Source organism: Streptomyces sp. NPDC050759 (genome assembly GCF_044456945.1).
Lineage (GTDB): Bacteria > Actinomycetota > Actinomycetes > Streptomycetales > Streptomycetaceae > Streptomyces.
Genome location: NZ_JBITGI010000004.1, coordinates 510,164 through 524,441 on the forward strand (window position 1 = coordinate 510,164; position 14,278 = coordinate 524,441).

Sequence of the window (14,278 nt, forward strand, 5' to 3'; positions counted from 1 at the left end):
GCGGGTTGGCCACGGCCCCCGCTCTGTCTCGTTTGCGGACCACTCAGTGCCCCTCCGACCTCGGCACTTGAGGAGTAGCGCAGGGTGCGACAGGTGGTGAGGCGGGAGACCGAGGACGTACCGACGAGCTGGGCAACGGTCCACGTCCTCGTCCACCACACCGGGGAGACCTGAACCCCTCGCGCCACGAGCGCTGGAGGGCCTCGGGAGCAGTCTCCCTGCCCCTGTTACCGGGCTCGACGCCATACCGGCCAAGGGTGCGGACACCGCGACCGAGCAAGACGGAACCACAGGCCTCGATGCCCGGCGTAAGGCCCTGCACGCGGCCCAACGCGCCGTGTACGGGCAAGCGTTGGACCGGCTCGCGGAGCACTGCAGCAGGGCCGTGGCAATCGTCTGCGAGGCCACCAAGTCGACGAGATCCCACCGATGTGTCACGCCCCGGATGGCGCGTTCTGGACCCGGTCACAGGTCGTCCGGACGCCGACTGACGCGTCGCCACCGATGGACGACTGGTCCTCATCACTATCACCGTGTAGCCGCCAGCGATTTACCCACGTCTTCACGAACCGCCTACGGCCCTCGCCGCCGCATTGCGGCCTTTCAGTCCTTCGGTGCGACGCGGATACGGTTGCCGTCAGGATCGGCTGCGAGGAAGGTCAGCCCGAACCCCGCATCATGAGGCTCGCGCAGGATCGTGACCCCCTTGGACTTCCACTGCTCAAAGGTCGCGTTGAGCTCGTCGGGTCGTCCACCGTCAATGGCCAGGCAAATCTCACTGGTGCGCGGGACGTCCGGTGACAGATCCTCGAACTGGCCGGACCACAGACCGAGGTCAGCGCCTGGCCCGAGGTCGAAGGTGATGTATCCCGGAGTCTCGAACGAGGGGCTCATGCCGAGGAGGTCGCCGTAGAAACGAGCTGCGTTGGGAGCGTCGTTCACGTAGACGATGGACACGACGGATGTGGTCATGGTTGTTCCTTCTCGCAGGTGGTAGGTACGCATCCGCCAGCCTGACCGGGATATGCGCCGCATCGTGTCGCAATTCCTGGAAAAAATTGGTGGGTGACCCCAGACCGCTTCTTCACCCTGATGCTGCTCCTCGAATCGAGGGAGGCCGTGACCACACAGGAACTTGCCTCAGTGCTCGGGGTGTCCCTTCGCACCATCACCCGGGATCTGAACTGGCTCCGCGACGCCGGTCTGCCGGTGACCGCACACCGGGGCCGCCTCGGAGGCGTGACCATGCTGCCCGGATCCGGACTCGACCTCACGCGACTCACACCGGGCGAGCGTGATCATCTGTCGCTCACCGGGCTGGATGAGAAGCAACGCGCGGAGCTCGACGCATCGGTCGATAGCCGGCGCGCGCTCTCCAAGATCGCCGCTACACAGCCACGTCGGGTTCATGAACTCCTGCCGCTCGCCGACGTAGTGCACGTGGACAGCCGTCCCTGGCGTCAGACAGGAGCTTTCGGCCCGACTCCGGCTTCGCTGATCGGCGCAGTGCGGCGAGGGCGCCGGCTACGGATCGAGTACGACAGCCCACGCGAGTCATGCCCACGCGACCTGGTCGTGGATCCCTACGGGCTGTTCGCCAAGGCCGGCATCTGGTACCTCGTCGCCGACTGTGCCCGAGTGCCACGGATGTACCGACTCGAACGGATCACGACGTGGAAAGAGGTCGACCAGCCACGGCGGATCCGCGAGAGCCAGACCCTGACCTCCGTCGCTGCAGCGCTCATCGCTCAGTGGGAACACAACCACGCGCTAGAGGTCAGCGCCACCATCGACCAGACCCAGATCGAGCGAGCGCAACGGATCTTTGGCCTACGACTCGTCCGGGACGACCATGAAGAATCCGCCACCGGCCGCAAGGTGACAATCCGCTTCCTGCATCTGGAGGACGTGCGAGCACTACTGCCGTTCGGGAGCGCCATCACTGTGCACGGCCCCACCGAAGCCAGGGCTCACCTCCGCGACCTCGCCACCAATCTTGCCCACCACTATGCGCCGTCACCACCGTCCTGACCCGCAACAAACGGACTGCACCCTGACCGTCAGGAGAGACCGCCAGGGTCTTGCGTCATGGGGGGGCATCACGGCGGAACGCACGCCGGGCGTGGGAGAGGCGGACGGGGGGGACAACTCGGGTGCGCCGAAGGGGACAGCGGCGCGGCCACACATCGCGGCCCGGCCGGGAAAGTGCCCGCGGTGGCCAGGATGCGCGCCCGGTTGGACCGTGCGTTGCGTCGCTGCGGCACGCGGCCGACGGGCTGGGACACGGCAGGACCTCGATGCAGCCGGGGCGGAGAACGGACCTGCCCACTTTGGCATGCGGGACCCGGCTGATCCGCGCCCGCATCCGCCGGTCGGCCGGGGCACGCCAGGCGGGGAGCTCCTTGATGTCGGACGGCTCCTGCGGCTCGCTCCCGTTGAAACGGTGGCAGTTGAGAGAGGACGCCGTCGACGTATCGGCGCGAGCGTCGCTGCAGGCGTCCTGGGCGGGCACATGCAGCGCCGCCACGGTCCGCGTGTGCGGACGCATGCCTGTCCGAGGGCATGGTCGGCGAGCTCACCACATGCATCCGCAGCGACATGGACTGCGCGGACATCTGCAACGCCACCGCGTCCGTGCTGTCCCGCTACACCGGCTACGACGCCAACGTCACCCGCGCGATGCTGCAGGCGTGCGCCACCGCCTGCAAAGCCTGCGCCGACGAATGATCAGCGCACGCCGACATGCACGAGCACTGCCGTCTGTGCGCCGAAGCCTGCCGCTCCTGTGAACAGGCGTGCAACGATCTCATCCAGTCCCTCGGCTGACCTGCCCGCCAAGCCGACAGGCGGCCAGGGCCTCCGGAACAACTCCGACGGCCACAGGGCCACCCTCGCCTTCCCGGGTGGTTCGACTGACGAGCCGCCTACTATGGCGTTGCGTATTCGGTGATGAAAGGGAGTCGGGGGCATGCGGCGGCTGGGGGATCTCGAGGCGGAGATCATGGATCGTCTGTGGACGTGGAACCGGCCGGCGACGGTGCGCGAGGTCGTCGACGACATCAACAAGACCCGCCCCATCGCCTACACCACGGTGATGACGGTCACCAACATCCTGTACACGAAGGGCTGGCTGCGGCGCGGCAAACAGGGCCGCGCCTGGCTCTACACCCCGGTCCGCAGTCGCGAGGCGTACGCCGCCGCCCTCATGGAGGACGGCTTGGGGGAAAGCAAGGACCGTCCGGCCGCGCTGGTCCACTTCGTGGAGAACATGTCCGAGGAAGAGGTCGCCGCCCTGCGCAAGGCCCTGCGCAACGCAGGACGGCAGGCGAAGCCGTGAACGCGGCCCCCTTCCTCGTCGGCTACACGGCAGCGGTGGGATTTCTCGCACCCCACGTCATCCTCCGCAGCAGCTGGCCGCACCGGGCCCCCGCCCTTGCGGCAGCCGTGTGGCACGCCCTGACGGCGTCGTTCTCGATCGGGGCCGCGCTCGCCGCGTACAACCTGGCCATGCCGGCCGAGCACCTGCACGCGGGCCTCGTTGGACTCCTTCACTCCTGCGGCCTGGGTACGGGTGCGGGGCACCCCGACCCGGACACGGCGGACCGGCTCGCTCTCGGCGTGCCCGCCGTTGTCGCCATCGCCCTGTTCTCCGGCTTCTCCTTTCATGCCGTACGAGCCCGACGGGCCCGGGAGCGGCACCGGGAGGCCGTGGACCTGGTGGGCCGCCACTCGGCCCGGCTGTGCGCCACTGTCCTGCCGTACGACGTACCCGCCGTGTACTGCCTGCCCGGCCGCCGCCCCCGGATCGTGATCAGTGACGCGGCGGTGGAGCGGCTGGCGCCGGAGCAGCTCGACGCCGTACTGGAACACGAGCGGGCGCACATCGCAGGGCGTCACCACTTGCTTCTGGCTGCCGTGGAGGCGTTCCACTCGGTGTTCCGGTGGCTGCCGCTGGCCCGGCATGCCCGGGAGCAGACGGCGCTGCTGCTGGAGATGATCGCGGACGATCGCGCGCTGCGCAGCCAGTCCCGCGAAGCGCTGGCCACGGCCATGTACGAGATGGCGGCGGCCCGCACACCCAAGGGCGCGCTCGCGGCGGGCGGGCATACGGTCCTGATCCGTCTGAAGCGGGTGCTCGGCCCGTGCAAGACCCCCCATCCCGCCCTGCGGGGCGCTGTCGCCTCCCTGACCGCGGCCGTAGCGCTGCTGCCGCTGCTGGCCGCCTGCCCGCCCGTTCTCGGCTGACCCGTCTCCCCTGAGACCGCCCGCGACACGGACTTGCTTGCGATCCGAACTACGAAGCTACTAAGTTCTTACTCGTTTGGATCGCTGATGCCCGGGCTCGCCGTGAGGTCGGGCGCGAGGGCCTGAGCCCGTCGCCTGGTCCACAGACGAGCAGAGGAGCTACTCCACGATGGGAACGCACCGACGGCCGAAGCCGCCCAGCCGTGCCCGGATAGCCACCCTCGGGATGGCCGCCGGCGCCGTCAGTCTCCTGCCGACGCAGAGCCAGGCCGCTCCCAAGCCCACCGTGGACGAGGTGCGCGAGCAGGTGGAGAAGCTCTACGAGGAGGCCGAGGCTCCCACGGAGGAGTACAACGCCATCAGCGAGGAGCGGGAGAAGCTGCAGCGCGAGGTGGACGGCGCACGGGACCGGCTGGCCCGCAAGCAGCAGGAGGTCAACGAACTCCGGGAGAAGACAGGCCCGTTGGCGGCCGCGCAGTACCGCAGCGGCGGCATCGACCCGAGTGTCCAGCTGTTCCTGTCCGGCGATCCGGACAGCTACCTCCACCAGGCCGAGATGCTGGACCGTACGAGCAGCCGGCAGGCCGACGCTCTGCGGACGATGCAGGCCAAGCAGCGAGAACTGACACAGGAGCGCAAGGACGCCCAGAAGCGGCTGAAGTCCCTGGAGGAGACGCGCGCCAAGGCCGCCGAGAAGAAGGACGAGGTCCAGGACAAGCTCGCCGCGGCACGCAAGCTCCTGAACAGCCTGACCGCCCAGCAGCGCGCCACGATGGAGGCCGCCCAGGAGCGCGAGGACGCCTCCGCGGGCGTCAGCGACTCCGCCGCCACCTACGACGGCCCTGCCAGCGGCCGCGCGAAGGCCGCACTGGATTTCGCGTACGCGCAGCTCGGCAAGCCCTACGAGTGGGGCTCGACCGGCCCCAACTCGTACGACTGCTCAGGGCTGACCGGCGCGTCGTGGCGTGCGGCGGGCGTCTCGCTGCCGCGCACCGTCAAGCAGCAGTACGACGCGGGCCGCAAGGTGGCCAAGTCGGACCTGCAGCCCGGCGACGTCATCTACTGGTACAACGACAACCAGCACAACGGGATGTACGTCGGCAACGGCAAGGCCATCCACGCCCCGCGCACCGGCAAGAACATCGAGATCGTCCCCCTCGACAGCATGCCGTTCTTCGCCGCGAGCCGGCCCTGATACCCCGCGTCATCGGGGCTCGCGCACGCCGGAGGGCGGAAGAGACGACCCTTCGCCCTCCGGCGTGACTGCGGTCAGGCCCGGTATGCCACGTTCGCCATCATCCCGGCCTCGCCGTGGTAGGCGTTGTGGCAGTGCAGCATCCACTGGCCCGGGTTGTCGGCGTCGAAGAACACGGACAGCTTCCTCCTGGGCAGCACGATCGCGGTGTCCTTGCGCGGCCCGGAGGTTCCGAGCTGGTAGGTGTGGCCGTGCAGGTGCATCGGGTGCCACATGTCGGTGTCGTTGACGAAGTCGAGCCGTACGCGCTGACCCTCCTCGATGAGGATCGGACGCGCCTCGGGGTCCTTCATGGTGAACGGCATGCCGTTGATGGCCCAGTTGTACTTGGCCATGCCGCCGGTCAGCTTGACCTGGTGCGTGACGTCGGGCGTGGCGGACTTCAGGCGCACGTCGTCGGTGGCGCGCAGCTGGGACGCCGTCATGATCATGCCGTTGAGTTCCTTCGGGCGGACCCTCGCGTCCGGCGCGCTTCCCGAGCCGGTGCGTACCAGGGCCAGGCCGTTCGCGTTCTTGCCCTCGGCCAGGGCGACGAGCGGGAAGACTCCGTCGCCGAGGGTGGCCAGGACGTCGTAGCGCTCGCCCATGCCGACCAGCAGGGCGTCCACCTCCTGGTGCCGGATCGGGAAGCCGTCGGTGTGGGTGATGGTCAGCTTGTGGCCGCCGAGGGCGACCCGGTAGGCGGTGTCGCCGCCCGCGTTGATGATCCGCAGCCGCACCTTCCTGCCGGGCTTGCTGGTGTGGACGTCGGGGTCCCTCGCCACTCGGCCGTTGATCAGGTGGTACGGGTACCTCACGTCGCCGGCGTCGCCGCCGAGCAGGTCACTTTCGGCGCCCATGAGCATGAACTTCATCGACACGCCGCCGGACGAGGCGGGGGCCGAAGGCGAGGAGGGCGCGGCGGAGTCGCCCATGTCCATCCCCGCCATGGCGTCCATGTCGTGGCCCTGCATGCCGTCGGCGCCGGGGCTGCTGCTCTGCCCCATGTGCATGCCGGCCATGCCCTGCCTGACCTCGGCGAAGACCTGGTCGGGGGTGCCGGTGACGCCGTCGACCCAGTCGTCGAGGAGGACGACCCATTCGTCGTCGTAGTCGAGGGTCTCCTTCGGGTCCTCGACGATCAGAGGGGCGTACAGGCCGCGGTCGAGCTGGACGCCGACGTGCGGGTGGAAGAAGTACGTGCCCGGGGCGTCGGCGATGAAGCGGTAGGTGAACGTGGACCCGGCCCGGACGGCGGTCTGCGTCGCCGGGGGCACGCCGTCCATGTCGTTGCGCAGTGCGATGCCGTGCCAGTGGATCGACGTGGCGGTCTTGTCGGGGAGCTGGTTGGACAGCTCGGCGACCAGGGTGTCACCTACGGAGAGCCGGACTTCCTTGCCCGGGGTGCGGCCGTCGAAGGCCCAGGTCCTGGGCATGATCCCGCCGCCCAGGTCGATCATGGCGGGCGCTGCGGTCAGGGTGAGCTCGTGCCGGCGTCCCGTGCTCTTGCGCTGCTGCTCGGTGGCCGCGACCGCAGAACCGGAAGGGTTGGTCAGGGCGGCCCCGCCGCCTGAACCGGAGCCGCTGCTGCAGGCGGCCGTCGCGCCCGCCCCGGCGACTCCCAGCCCGGCGAGCAGGACGGAGCGGCGGTTGATGCTGTTCATCGAGTGGGTGTCCTCTGTGTCGTAACTGCCGAATGTGGTCACGCAGGGACGGCACCTCACGCGCCGTCCGGCGCGGCCTATAGGCGCAGTTGAGACAGGACGGACAGGTCTGGCGGGGAGCGGCCGACCGTAGGACCGGGTGCGCGGCCGACCGTGGCCCGCCGCAGGTCCGCCGATGCGTCGAACGCGCTCCGGCCGGGCGGCGCGAGCTGTACGGCGTCGACGCTCGCCGTGGTGCAGTGCTGCATGCCCGGCATGGCGCAGCCACCGGCGTCGGCGCTGTGTGGGGAGGACTCCAGGACGTGCTGTGCGTGCGGGTGCCCCGCCACCATCGTGTGGACGGCGTGGTCGGCGGCACCCCCCATCGGTGGGGCTTCGGTCACGGATGTCTCATGGTGGACGAGCACAGCGAGCGCCACGCACAGGGTGAGGAACACCCCGTACGTCCAGCGGACGGCTGTACCGCCGCTGCGAGCTGTCCGAGTCGTCATGAGCTCCACTCGTCCTCACCGGTCACCCTGCCGAGCCGACATCCTACCCCCCGGGGGTACATGTGCCTCGTTTCGGCTGCCAAGGGACCAAGGGGCCGGTCTGGCCGACACAGCCCGGGATGCCACCGTCATCCTGAACGCTCCGCGGCCCCCACACGTACTAAGGGCCCTAGCAGTTGGAGCCCACGCTGCGACCTCCGGACGCGCCGTACGGCGAGGTGGGGCCGGCAGCGCAGGCCCGCCATGTCCGGACGATCGGGAAGGTGAACATGGGAGTTACGGCGCTCAGTTGGGCCATCGCGCTGGTCGCCGCCCTGGTGGCCGCCGTCAGTGCGGTCAGGGTGGTGACCACGCGCGGTGAGGCCCGGTTCGCGGCGGGCGGCGATCTGCTGATGGGCCTGAGCATGGCCGCCATGGCGCTGCCGGCGACGGTCGGCTGGTATGCGGGCTACGGCGTGTGGTGGGCGGTGGCGTTCGGTGTCCTGGGGCTCGGGGGTGTCGCGGTGGCGGTCCGGCACACCCGCGAGGGCGGGTGGACGCGCGGCCGTCACTGGGTCCATCTCATCGTCGGCAGCGCGGGCATGGTGATCATGACGCTCGCCATGACGAGCACGTCGTCCGGACCGGTCCTCGCACTGGGCGGCGGGCATTCCATGGCGCACATGCCGGGCATGGAGAACACGGCGAGCACGACGGACGCGCACCACATGGGCGGCATGGACATGCACGGGATGGGTGCCGCGCAGGGGACGGACATGCAGGGCATGACGCATACCGCGGCCGGCGCCGCTTCGTCGGCGGGCTCCACCTCTGTGTGGCGGTTCGTGATCGCGGCGCTCGCCGTCTACTTCCTGCTGTCCATCGGGGCGTCCGTGTGGGCGAGGGTACAGGGCAGCGGCAGGGGCGGCCGTAGCGCCGGCTCCGGCTTCAGCCCGGGGCGCTGGCTGCTCGCCATGCCGGACACCGTGTTCGTTTTCCTGGCGTCTTTGACGGTCTCGGTCTGGGACAGGGCAAGGACGGCGGAGCGGCGCGGCCACGGCCGGCGCCGCAAGCTCGGGGCGGCGCCGGACGCGGCGCTCGCGGCGCACATCGGCATGGGCGGGACCATGTCCGCGATGCTGCTGATGATGGCCGCGTGACGGCTGGGCCCGTCTGAGCACCACGGCGACTGCTTGGCCCACCGGGCGGGGAGCAGGTACTTCGCATTCGGCGTGCAGCACAGGCCAGCCCCGGGCGCCCGTCCGAAGGATCCGTTGCGATGCCCCCTTCACACCGCCGTAGGCGTGCGGCCCCCTTGGCCATCGGAGTGGCCGCCGCGGCTCCTGCCGGCGACCGCCGGTGCCGACGGGGACGACGAACCCCCCTCGACGTCTCCCCACTCTGCGTACTCGGCAACGAGCCCCATATGCAGGGCGAACAGCGGCGTCGGCCCGGCCGGCACGATGGTGGTCACGGTCAACCGTCACAGGGGGTGATCGTGCCCCTCCAGCCACGCATGGACTCGTCACGCCAGTGCGACGGCGATCATTCCTCCCGTACGGGCTGCGGTTCACGCGTCGGTGCGGGCGTCCATGGTGCCCGGATCGCCCACGTCGGCGGGTTCACGGGGTAGCGGAGGATGGGCGGCAGCCACACCCCGGCGGATCCGGCACCGGCCGGCATCAGCGACCTTCGCCACGAGGCAGCGTCCGGACCCCGGCGATACAGGACGGCATACACGACGGCGAGCAGAACCCCGAACGCTGCGCCGACGGGGAGGGCAGCGATCAGACAGACCGGTGCGGGCCGCACCACCGATCCATGGAATACCCCTAGGGGGTATAGTGTTGGCATCCGGTGAGGGGACTCGAACCAACACCTCTCCCGGATGACGACCCGCGCACCCCCCATGGGAGGAAGAAGCCATGACCACCGAGACGAACTCCGGCTCCTGCTGCGGCTCCGGTTCCTGCGGCTCCGGCACCACGGTCGACGTCCAGGGCGTCGGCGTCACCACCGTGTACAAGGTGTCCGGCATGACCTGCGGTCACTGCGAGGGCGCCGTCTCACAGGAGATATCCGCGCTGGACGGCGTCACCGCGGTCACGGCCGTCGCCAGGACCGGTGAGGTGACCGTCACCTCCGCCACCCCGCTCGACGAGGAGGCCGTCCGCGCCGCCGTGGACGAGGCCGGGTACGAGCTAGTCGGCCGGGCCTGATCGAACCCGGCCGGGGCTCCCGGCCCCGGCAACGCGAATCCCTCCCCCGCGCCGGGACGTATCGTTCCGCTGATACGGATGCCGTACGTCCCGGCCTCCCCCTGGAGATACGCACATGACCAGCACGGCTCCCGAGAAGACAGCCCCCGGCACGGCGCCCGCGCCCGCCCAGGAGGTCGAGCTCTCCATCGGCGGCATGACCTGCGCCTCGTGCGCGGCCCGCGTCGAGAAGAAGCTCAACCGCATGGACGGCGTCAGCGCGACCGTCAACTTCGCCACGGAGAAGGCGAAGGTCGCCTACCCGGACGGCATCGACGTCGCCGACCTGATCGCCACCGTGGAGAAGACCGGCTATACGGCCGAGGAGCCTCCCCCGCCTGCTGCCGCCGCCGACGGGCGTGCGGCGGAGGCTGCCCCGGCGGCGGACGGTGAGCTGCTGTCGCTGCGGCAGCGTCTGTACCTGTCGCTGGTGCTCACCGTGCCTGTCGTCCTGATGGCGATGGTTCCGTCCCTGCAGTTCGACAACTGGCAGTGGTTGTCGTTGACCCTGGCCGCACCTGTCGTGGTCTGGGGCGCCTTCCCCTTCCACAAGGCCGCCGGGACGAATGCCCGGCACGGGGCCGCGACCATGGACACCCTCGTCTCCATCGGCACCCTCGCCGCGCTCGGCTGGTCGCTGTGGGCCCTGTTCTTCGGGAACGCCGGCATGCCGGGCATGCGGCACGGCTTCGAGTTCACCGTCTCCCGCTCAGACGGATCCTCCTCCATCTATCTGGAGGCCGCGGCCGGGGTGACCACGTTCATCCTCGCCGGGCGCTACCTGGAGGCGAAGTCCAAGCGCAAGGCGGGTGCCGCGCTGCGGGCCCTGCTCGAACTGGGCGCGAAGGACGTCGCGGTGCTCCGGGGCGGCACCGAAGTACGCATCCCCGTTGCGCAGTTGGCCCTCGGTGACCGCTTCGTCGTGCGTCCCGGTGAGAAGATCGCGACCGACGGCACCGTCGTCGAGGGCGCGTCGGCAGTGGACGCCTCCATGCTGACCGGCGAGTCGGTGCCGGTGGACGTGACGGTGGGCGACGCGGTGACCGGGGCGACGGTGAACGCGGGTGGGCGCCTGATCGTGGAAGCGACCCGGGTCGGCCCCGACACCCAGCTCGCCCGCATGGCGAGGCTCGTCGAGGACGCGCAGAACGGCAAGGCTGAGGTGCAGCGCCTGGCCGACCGTATCTCCGGCGTCTTCGTCCCCGCCGTCCTGCTGATCGCCGCCGCCACCCTCGGCGCCTGGCTCGGTGTCACCGGCGACGCGACCGCCGCCTTCACGGCCGCCGTGGCCGTCCTGATCATCGCCTGCCCGTGCGCACTGGGCCTGGCCACTCCGACCGCGCTGATGGTCGGTACCGGGCGCGGCGCCCAGCTGGGCATCCTCATCAAGGGCCCCGAGGTTCTGGAGTCCACCCGCCGCGTCGACACCGTCGTCCTCGACAAGACCGGCACGGTCACCACGGGCCGCATGCAGCTCCACGACGTCTTCACCGCACCCGGCGTGGACAAGGACGAACTGCTGCGGCTGGCCGGTTCGTTGGAGCATGCCTCCGAGCACCCGATCGCCCAGGCCATCGCGGCGGGGGCTGTCATGGGGGTCCCCCCGCTCGAGCGAAGCCGAGAGTGGGGGAAAGCTGGAAGCCTTCCCGTGCCGGAGAACTTCGAGAACGTCGCCGGCCTCGGCGTCCAGGGCGTCGTCGACGGCCACGCCGTACTCGTCGGGCGCGAGAAGCTCCTCGAGGAGTGGGGCATCGAGCTGCCCCATGAGCTGGCCGAGGCAAAGGCCGCCGCGGAGGCCGAGGGGCGTACGGCGGTCGCCGTCGCCTGGGACGGCGAGGCGCGTGGCGTCCTCACCGTTGCCGACGCGGTCAAGGAGACGAGCGCCGAGGCCGTGGCGGAGCTGCGCCGGCTGGGGCTGAAGCCCGTCCTGCTGACCGGCGACAACCAGCTCGTCGCCGAGTCCGTCGCCCGCTCCGTCGGCATCGACGAGGTGATCGCCGAGGTCCTGCCGCAGGACAAGGTGGACGTCGTCAAGCGGCTGCAGAGCGAGGGCCGTACGGTGGCGATGGTCGGCGACGGCGTCAACGACGCGGCCGCCCTCGCCACCGCCGACCTGGGGCTGGCGATGGGTACCGGCACGGACGCGGCGATCGAGGCAGGCGACCTGACCCTCGTACGCGGCGACCTGCGCGTGGCCGCCGACGCGATCCGCCTCTCCCGCAGGACCCTGGCCACCATCAAGGGCAACCTGTTCTGGGCCTTCGGCTACAACGTCGCCGCCCTTCCCCTCGCCGCGGCGGGCATGCTCAACCCGATGATCGCCGGGGCCGCGATGGCCTTCTCGTCGGTCTTCGTCGTGACGAACAGCTTGCGCCTGCGGTCCTTCAAGTAGGCGCGGAACCAGCGCCATTGACCGCGGCGCCCGGCCGGATGGCCGGGCGCCGCGGCGTTGGACACCGGTTCACGTGCGCAGCAGCCGCGCGATGGCCCGCGAGGCCTCGGTGACCTTGTCCCGGGCCTCTTCCCCTCCGGCCACCATGGCCTCGCGCACACAGTGCTGCACATGGTCCTCCAGCAGTCGCATGGCCACCGCCTGGAGGGCCTCGGTGGTCGCGGCTACCCCTCGACTCACCACCTTGCTCGCACAACATCCCCAGCCCCGCCTGCGCCACACCGGCCGCTCATGCCGGCCTGCCTACCGAGCCATCCCCTTCTCGGCGCCGAACACCTCCTCGCCTTCCTGTCGCGCTGAGCGAACGAGGAGGCATCCGGCCGCAGAAGTCCGACGAGGCAGACTTCTGCTAGCTAGCTTAGTAGATGCGTGGTCCCCGCCCGGGTCCGATCCTCGACTTCGACGACGCAGCAAGATGACGTCGGGAATCAACGGCGACCTTCGCGGCGTCCATGCGTATCGCCTCACCGGCCAGGATGGACGTCGAGCGGGTACCCCTGCTCAGCGGCGGAGACACGCACCCGGGCGGTCAGGGTGCGAGCGGACCGCCCAGTACGGCCAGGACGGTCCCGCCGAGCAGCCCGAGGACGACGGATGCGGTGGCCGCCCCGTAGGCGATCACGGCGGCCGTCCGTGAGGACACGCGGACGTCACCGGCGGGCCCGTGCGCGAGGAACGCCGGGGCGATCCAGCGCAGGTAGTAGAAAAGGGAGGCCACGGTGTTGACGGCCGCGACGACGGCCAGCCAGGCGTAGCCGCCGTCGAAGGCCGCGCTGAAGACCTCCAGTTTGCCGAGGAAGACCGCGGTCGGGGGCGTACCCACCAGGCCCAGCAGGCAGACGACGAGCGAGGCCAGCAGGGCCGGGTGCGCCCGTGCCAGGCCCCGGTAGTCGTCGATGGTGTCGGCTCCGGGCAGTGCGCAGACGACGGCGAAGGCTCCGAGGTTGGTGAGCGCGTACCCGGCCAGGTAGTACAGCAGCGCCTTCTGGTCGAGGTCGGTGCGCCCGGCGACGGCCACCGGGAGCAGGAGATAGCCGACCTGGCTGATGGTGGAGTACGCGAGCAGGCGTTTGACGTCCTGCTGGAAGAAGGCCGCCAGGTTGCCCAACGTCATCGACGCGACCGCCAGTACGGCCACCAGGTCGGCCCACGGCAGGTCGGCGTCCGCGAGCGGAACGGCGGCGAGCCGGTAGAGGGCCGCCAGGGCGCCGATCTTGGGGATGGTGGTGAGGAAGGCGGCGACCGGGGCGGAGCTGCCCTGGATGGCGTCCGGTACCCAGAAGTGGCCGGGCACGCCTCCGGCCTTGAACAGCAGACCGGCGAGGAGGGCGAGCGTGCCGACCGCCACCGGTCCGGCCGGTGCCTCGGCGAGTTCGGTGCGCAGCATGGGGTACGCGGTCGCCCGGCCGGCGGCGAGCAGGACGGTGATGCCGGCGAGCATCAGGACGCCGAGGAGCGCGCCGACGACGTAGAACTTCAGGGCCGCCTCGGTGCCGGGGCCGTCCTTGCGGAATCCGGCGAGCGCGTAGGCGGGCACGCTGGCCAGCAGGTAGCCGGCGGCGAGGAGCAGCAGGTCCTGGGCTCCGGCCAGTATCAGGGCGCCGGTGGCGGCGAGTTGCAGCAGGACGTAGAACTCGGTCTCGCGCGGGTCGGCGTACAGGCGCGGCATGGCGAGCGCGAGGACGAGCAGGGTGCCGCCCAGGATGATGATCCTGCTGGTGGCCGTGAGCGTGTCCAGGGCGAAGGACTCGCCGAAGGCTGTCTCCACCGGCCCGGCCGCGGCGATGGCGGCAGCCACGATCCCCCCTGTGCAGGCCACTCCCGCCATGGCCCCGATCAGCCACTGCCGGCGACGCGGCAGCCATGCCCCGAGCAGCAGCCCCAGCACGGCCGAGGCGGCCGGCAGCACCTCGGGCAGGAGGTCGAGGGGGTTCTCGTTCATCCCGGTCATCTCG

At 70.4% G+C, this 14,278-nt stretch carries 13 protein-coding genes and 2 pseudogenes; 8 read left to right on the forward strand and 7 right to left on the reverse strand.

The genetic code is table 11. The features are described from left to right. Positions 1-603 precede the first annotated feature (603 nt). Complete coding sequence (locus ACIBJB_RS15855; RefSeq protein ID WP_398930733.1) at positions 604-972, reverse strand: VOC family protein; 369 nt, start codon at positions 970-972, stop codon at positions 604-606. A gap of 93 nt (positions 973-1,065) precedes the next feature. Between ACIBJB_RS15855 and ACIBJB_RS15860 the strand changes: the two genes are divergently transcribed. Next, on the forward strand, positions 1,066-2,031 hold the full coding sequence (locus ACIBJB_RS15860) for a helix-turn-helix transcriptional regulator (RefSeq protein WP_398930735.1): 966 nt from the start codon (positions 1,066-1,068) through the stop codon (positions 2,029-2,031). 179 nt (positions 2,032-2,210) lie between these two features. Here ACIBJB_RS15860 and ACIBJB_RS15865 read toward each other — a convergent pair. Further along, a pseudogene (locus ACIBJB_RS15865) lies at positions 2,211-2,285 on the reverse strand (TetR/AcrR family transcriptional regulator); the annotation flags it as partial. 244 nt (positions 2,286-2,529) lie between these two features. Between ACIBJB_RS15865 and ACIBJB_RS15870 the strand changes: the two are divergent. The 4 genes and pseudogenes from ACIBJB_RS15870 to ACIBJB_RS15885 form a co-directional block, all read left to right on the forward strand. Further along, a pseudogene (locus ACIBJB_RS15870) lies at positions 2,530-2,826 on the forward strand (four-helix bundle copper-binding protein); the annotation flags it as partial. 142 nt (positions 2,827-2,968) lie between these two features. Then, positions 2,969-3,337: a BlaI/MecI/CopY family transcriptional regulator gene (locus ACIBJB_RS15875; protein ID WP_398930737.1), complete on the forward strand. Its 369-nt coding sequence runs from the start codon at positions 2,969-2,971 to the stop codon at positions 3,335-3,337. Beyond that, positions 3,334-4,245: a M56 family metallopeptidase gene (locus tag ACIBJB_RS15880; RefSeq protein ID WP_398930739.1), complete on the forward strand. Its 912-nt coding sequence runs from the start codon at positions 3,334-3,336 to the stop codon at positions 4,243-4,245. The genes ACIBJB_RS15875 and ACIBJB_RS15880 overlap by 4 nt, the downstream gene beginning before the upstream one ends. Positions 4,246-4,414: 169 nt before the next feature. After that, positions 4,415-5,440, forward strand: coding sequence for an NlpC/P60 family protein (locus ACIBJB_RS15885; protein ID WP_398930741.1), 1,026 nt, complete (start codon positions 4,415-4,417; stop codon positions 5,438-5,440). Between the two features lie 74 nt (positions 5,441-5,514). Here ACIBJB_RS15885 and ACIBJB_RS15890 read toward each other — a convergent pair whose 3' ends face one another. Beyond that, positions 5,515-7,143, reverse strand: a complete 1,629-nt coding sequence (locus tag ACIBJB_RS15890) for a multicopper oxidase family protein (RefSeq protein ID WP_398931017.1) — start codon at positions 7,141-7,143, stop codon at positions 5,515-5,517. 77 nt (positions 7,144-7,220) lie between these two features. After that, positions 7,221-7,634, reverse strand: a complete 414-nt coding sequence (locus ACIBJB_RS15895; protein WP_398930742.1) for a hypothetical protein — start codon at positions 7,632-7,634, stop codon at positions 7,221-7,223. Between the two features lie 269 nt (positions 7,635-7,903). Between ACIBJB_RS15895 and ACIBJB_RS15900 the strand changes: the two genes are divergently transcribed. Then, complete coding sequence (locus ACIBJB_RS15900; RefSeq protein ID WP_398931020.1) at positions 7,904-8,773, forward strand: DUF5134 domain-containing protein; 870 nt, start codon at positions 7,904-7,906, stop codon at positions 8,771-8,773. 385 nt (positions 8,774-9,158) lie between these two features. Here the strand turns inward: ACIBJB_RS15900 and ACIBJB_RS15905 are convergent, their stop codons facing one another. Beyond that, positions 9,159-9,524: a CbtA family protein gene (locus ACIBJB_RS15905; protein WP_398930744.1), complete on the reverse strand. Its 366-nt coding sequence runs from the start codon at positions 9,522-9,524 to the stop codon at positions 9,159-9,161. A 14-nt stretch (positions 9,525-9,538) separates the two neighbouring features. Between ACIBJB_RS15905 and ACIBJB_RS15910 the strand changes: the two genes are divergently transcribed. Then, a complete protein-coding gene (locus ACIBJB_RS15910; RefSeq protein WP_398930746.1) occupies positions 9,539-9,832 on the forward strand; it encodes a heavy-metal-associated domain-containing protein in 294 nt (97 codons plus the stop codon). Positions 9,833-9,947: 115 nt separating this feature from the next. Beyond that, positions 9,948-12,263, forward strand: coding sequence for a heavy metal translocating P-type ATPase (locus ACIBJB_RS15915; protein WP_398930748.1), 2,316 nt, complete (start codon positions 9,948-9,950; stop codon positions 12,261-12,263). Positions 12,264-12,332: 69 nt separating this feature from the next. Here ACIBJB_RS15915 and ACIBJB_RS15920 read toward each other — a convergent pair whose 3' ends face one another. Both ACIBJB_RS15920 and ACIBJB_RS15925 read right to left on the reverse strand, forming a co-directional pair. Continuing rightward, positions 12,333-12,503, reverse strand: a complete 171-nt coding sequence (locus ACIBJB_RS15920) for a metal-sensing transcriptional repressor (protein WP_398930751.1) — start codon at positions 12,501-12,503, stop codon at positions 12,333-12,335. Positions 12,504-12,852: 349 nt separating this feature from the next. After that, the gene (locus ACIBJB_RS15925; protein WP_398931021.1) at positions 12,853-14,274 is read right to left on the reverse strand and encodes an NADH-quinone oxidoreductase subunit N; all 1,422 of its coding nucleotides are present in this window, start codon (positions 14,272-14,274) and stop codon (positions 12,853-12,855) included. Between the last annotated feature and the right edge of the window lie 4 nt (positions 14,275-14,278).

Coding starts and splice junctions, on each gene's coding strand:
- ACIBJB_RS15925 (WP_398931021.1), bottom strand. CDS start 14,274: ATGACCGGGATGAACGAGAACCCCCTCGACCTCCTGCCCGAGGTGCTG.
- ACIBJB_RS15900 (WP_398931020.1), top strand. CDS start 7,904: ATGGGAGTTACGGCGCTCAGTTGGGCCATCGCGCTGGTCGCCGCCCTG.
- ACIBJB_RS15890 (WP_398931017.1), bottom strand. CDS start 7,143: ATGAACAGCATCAACCGCCGCTCCGTCCTGCTCGCCGGGCTGGGAGTC.
- ACIBJB_RS15895 (WP_398930742.1), bottom strand. CDS start 7,634: ATGACGACTCGGACAGCTCGCAGCGGCGGTACAGCCGTCCGCTGGACG.
- ACIBJB_RS15915 (WP_398930748.1), top strand. CDS start 9,948: ATGACCAGCACGGCTCCCGAGAAGACAGCCCCCGGCACGGCGCCCGCG.
- ACIBJB_RS15875 (WP_398930737.1), top strand. CDS start 2,969: ATGCGGCGGCTGGGGGATCTCGAGGCGGAGATCATGGATCGTCTGTGG.
- ACIBJB_RS15910 (WP_398930746.1), top strand. CDS start 9,539: ATGACCACCGAGACGAACTCCGGCTCCTGCTGCGGCTCCGGTTCCTGC.
- ACIBJB_RS15855 (WP_398930733.1), bottom strand. CDS start 972: ATGACCACATCCGTCGTGTCCATCGTCTACGTGAACGACGCTCCCAAC.
- ACIBJB_RS15885 (WP_398930741.1), top strand. CDS start 4,415: ATGGGAACGCACCGACGGCCGAAGCCGCCCAGCCGTGCCCGGATAGCC.
- ACIBJB_RS15905 (WP_398930744.1), bottom strand. CDS start 9,524: ATGGGGGGTGCGCGGGTCGTCATCCGGGAGAGGTGTTGGTTCGAGTCC.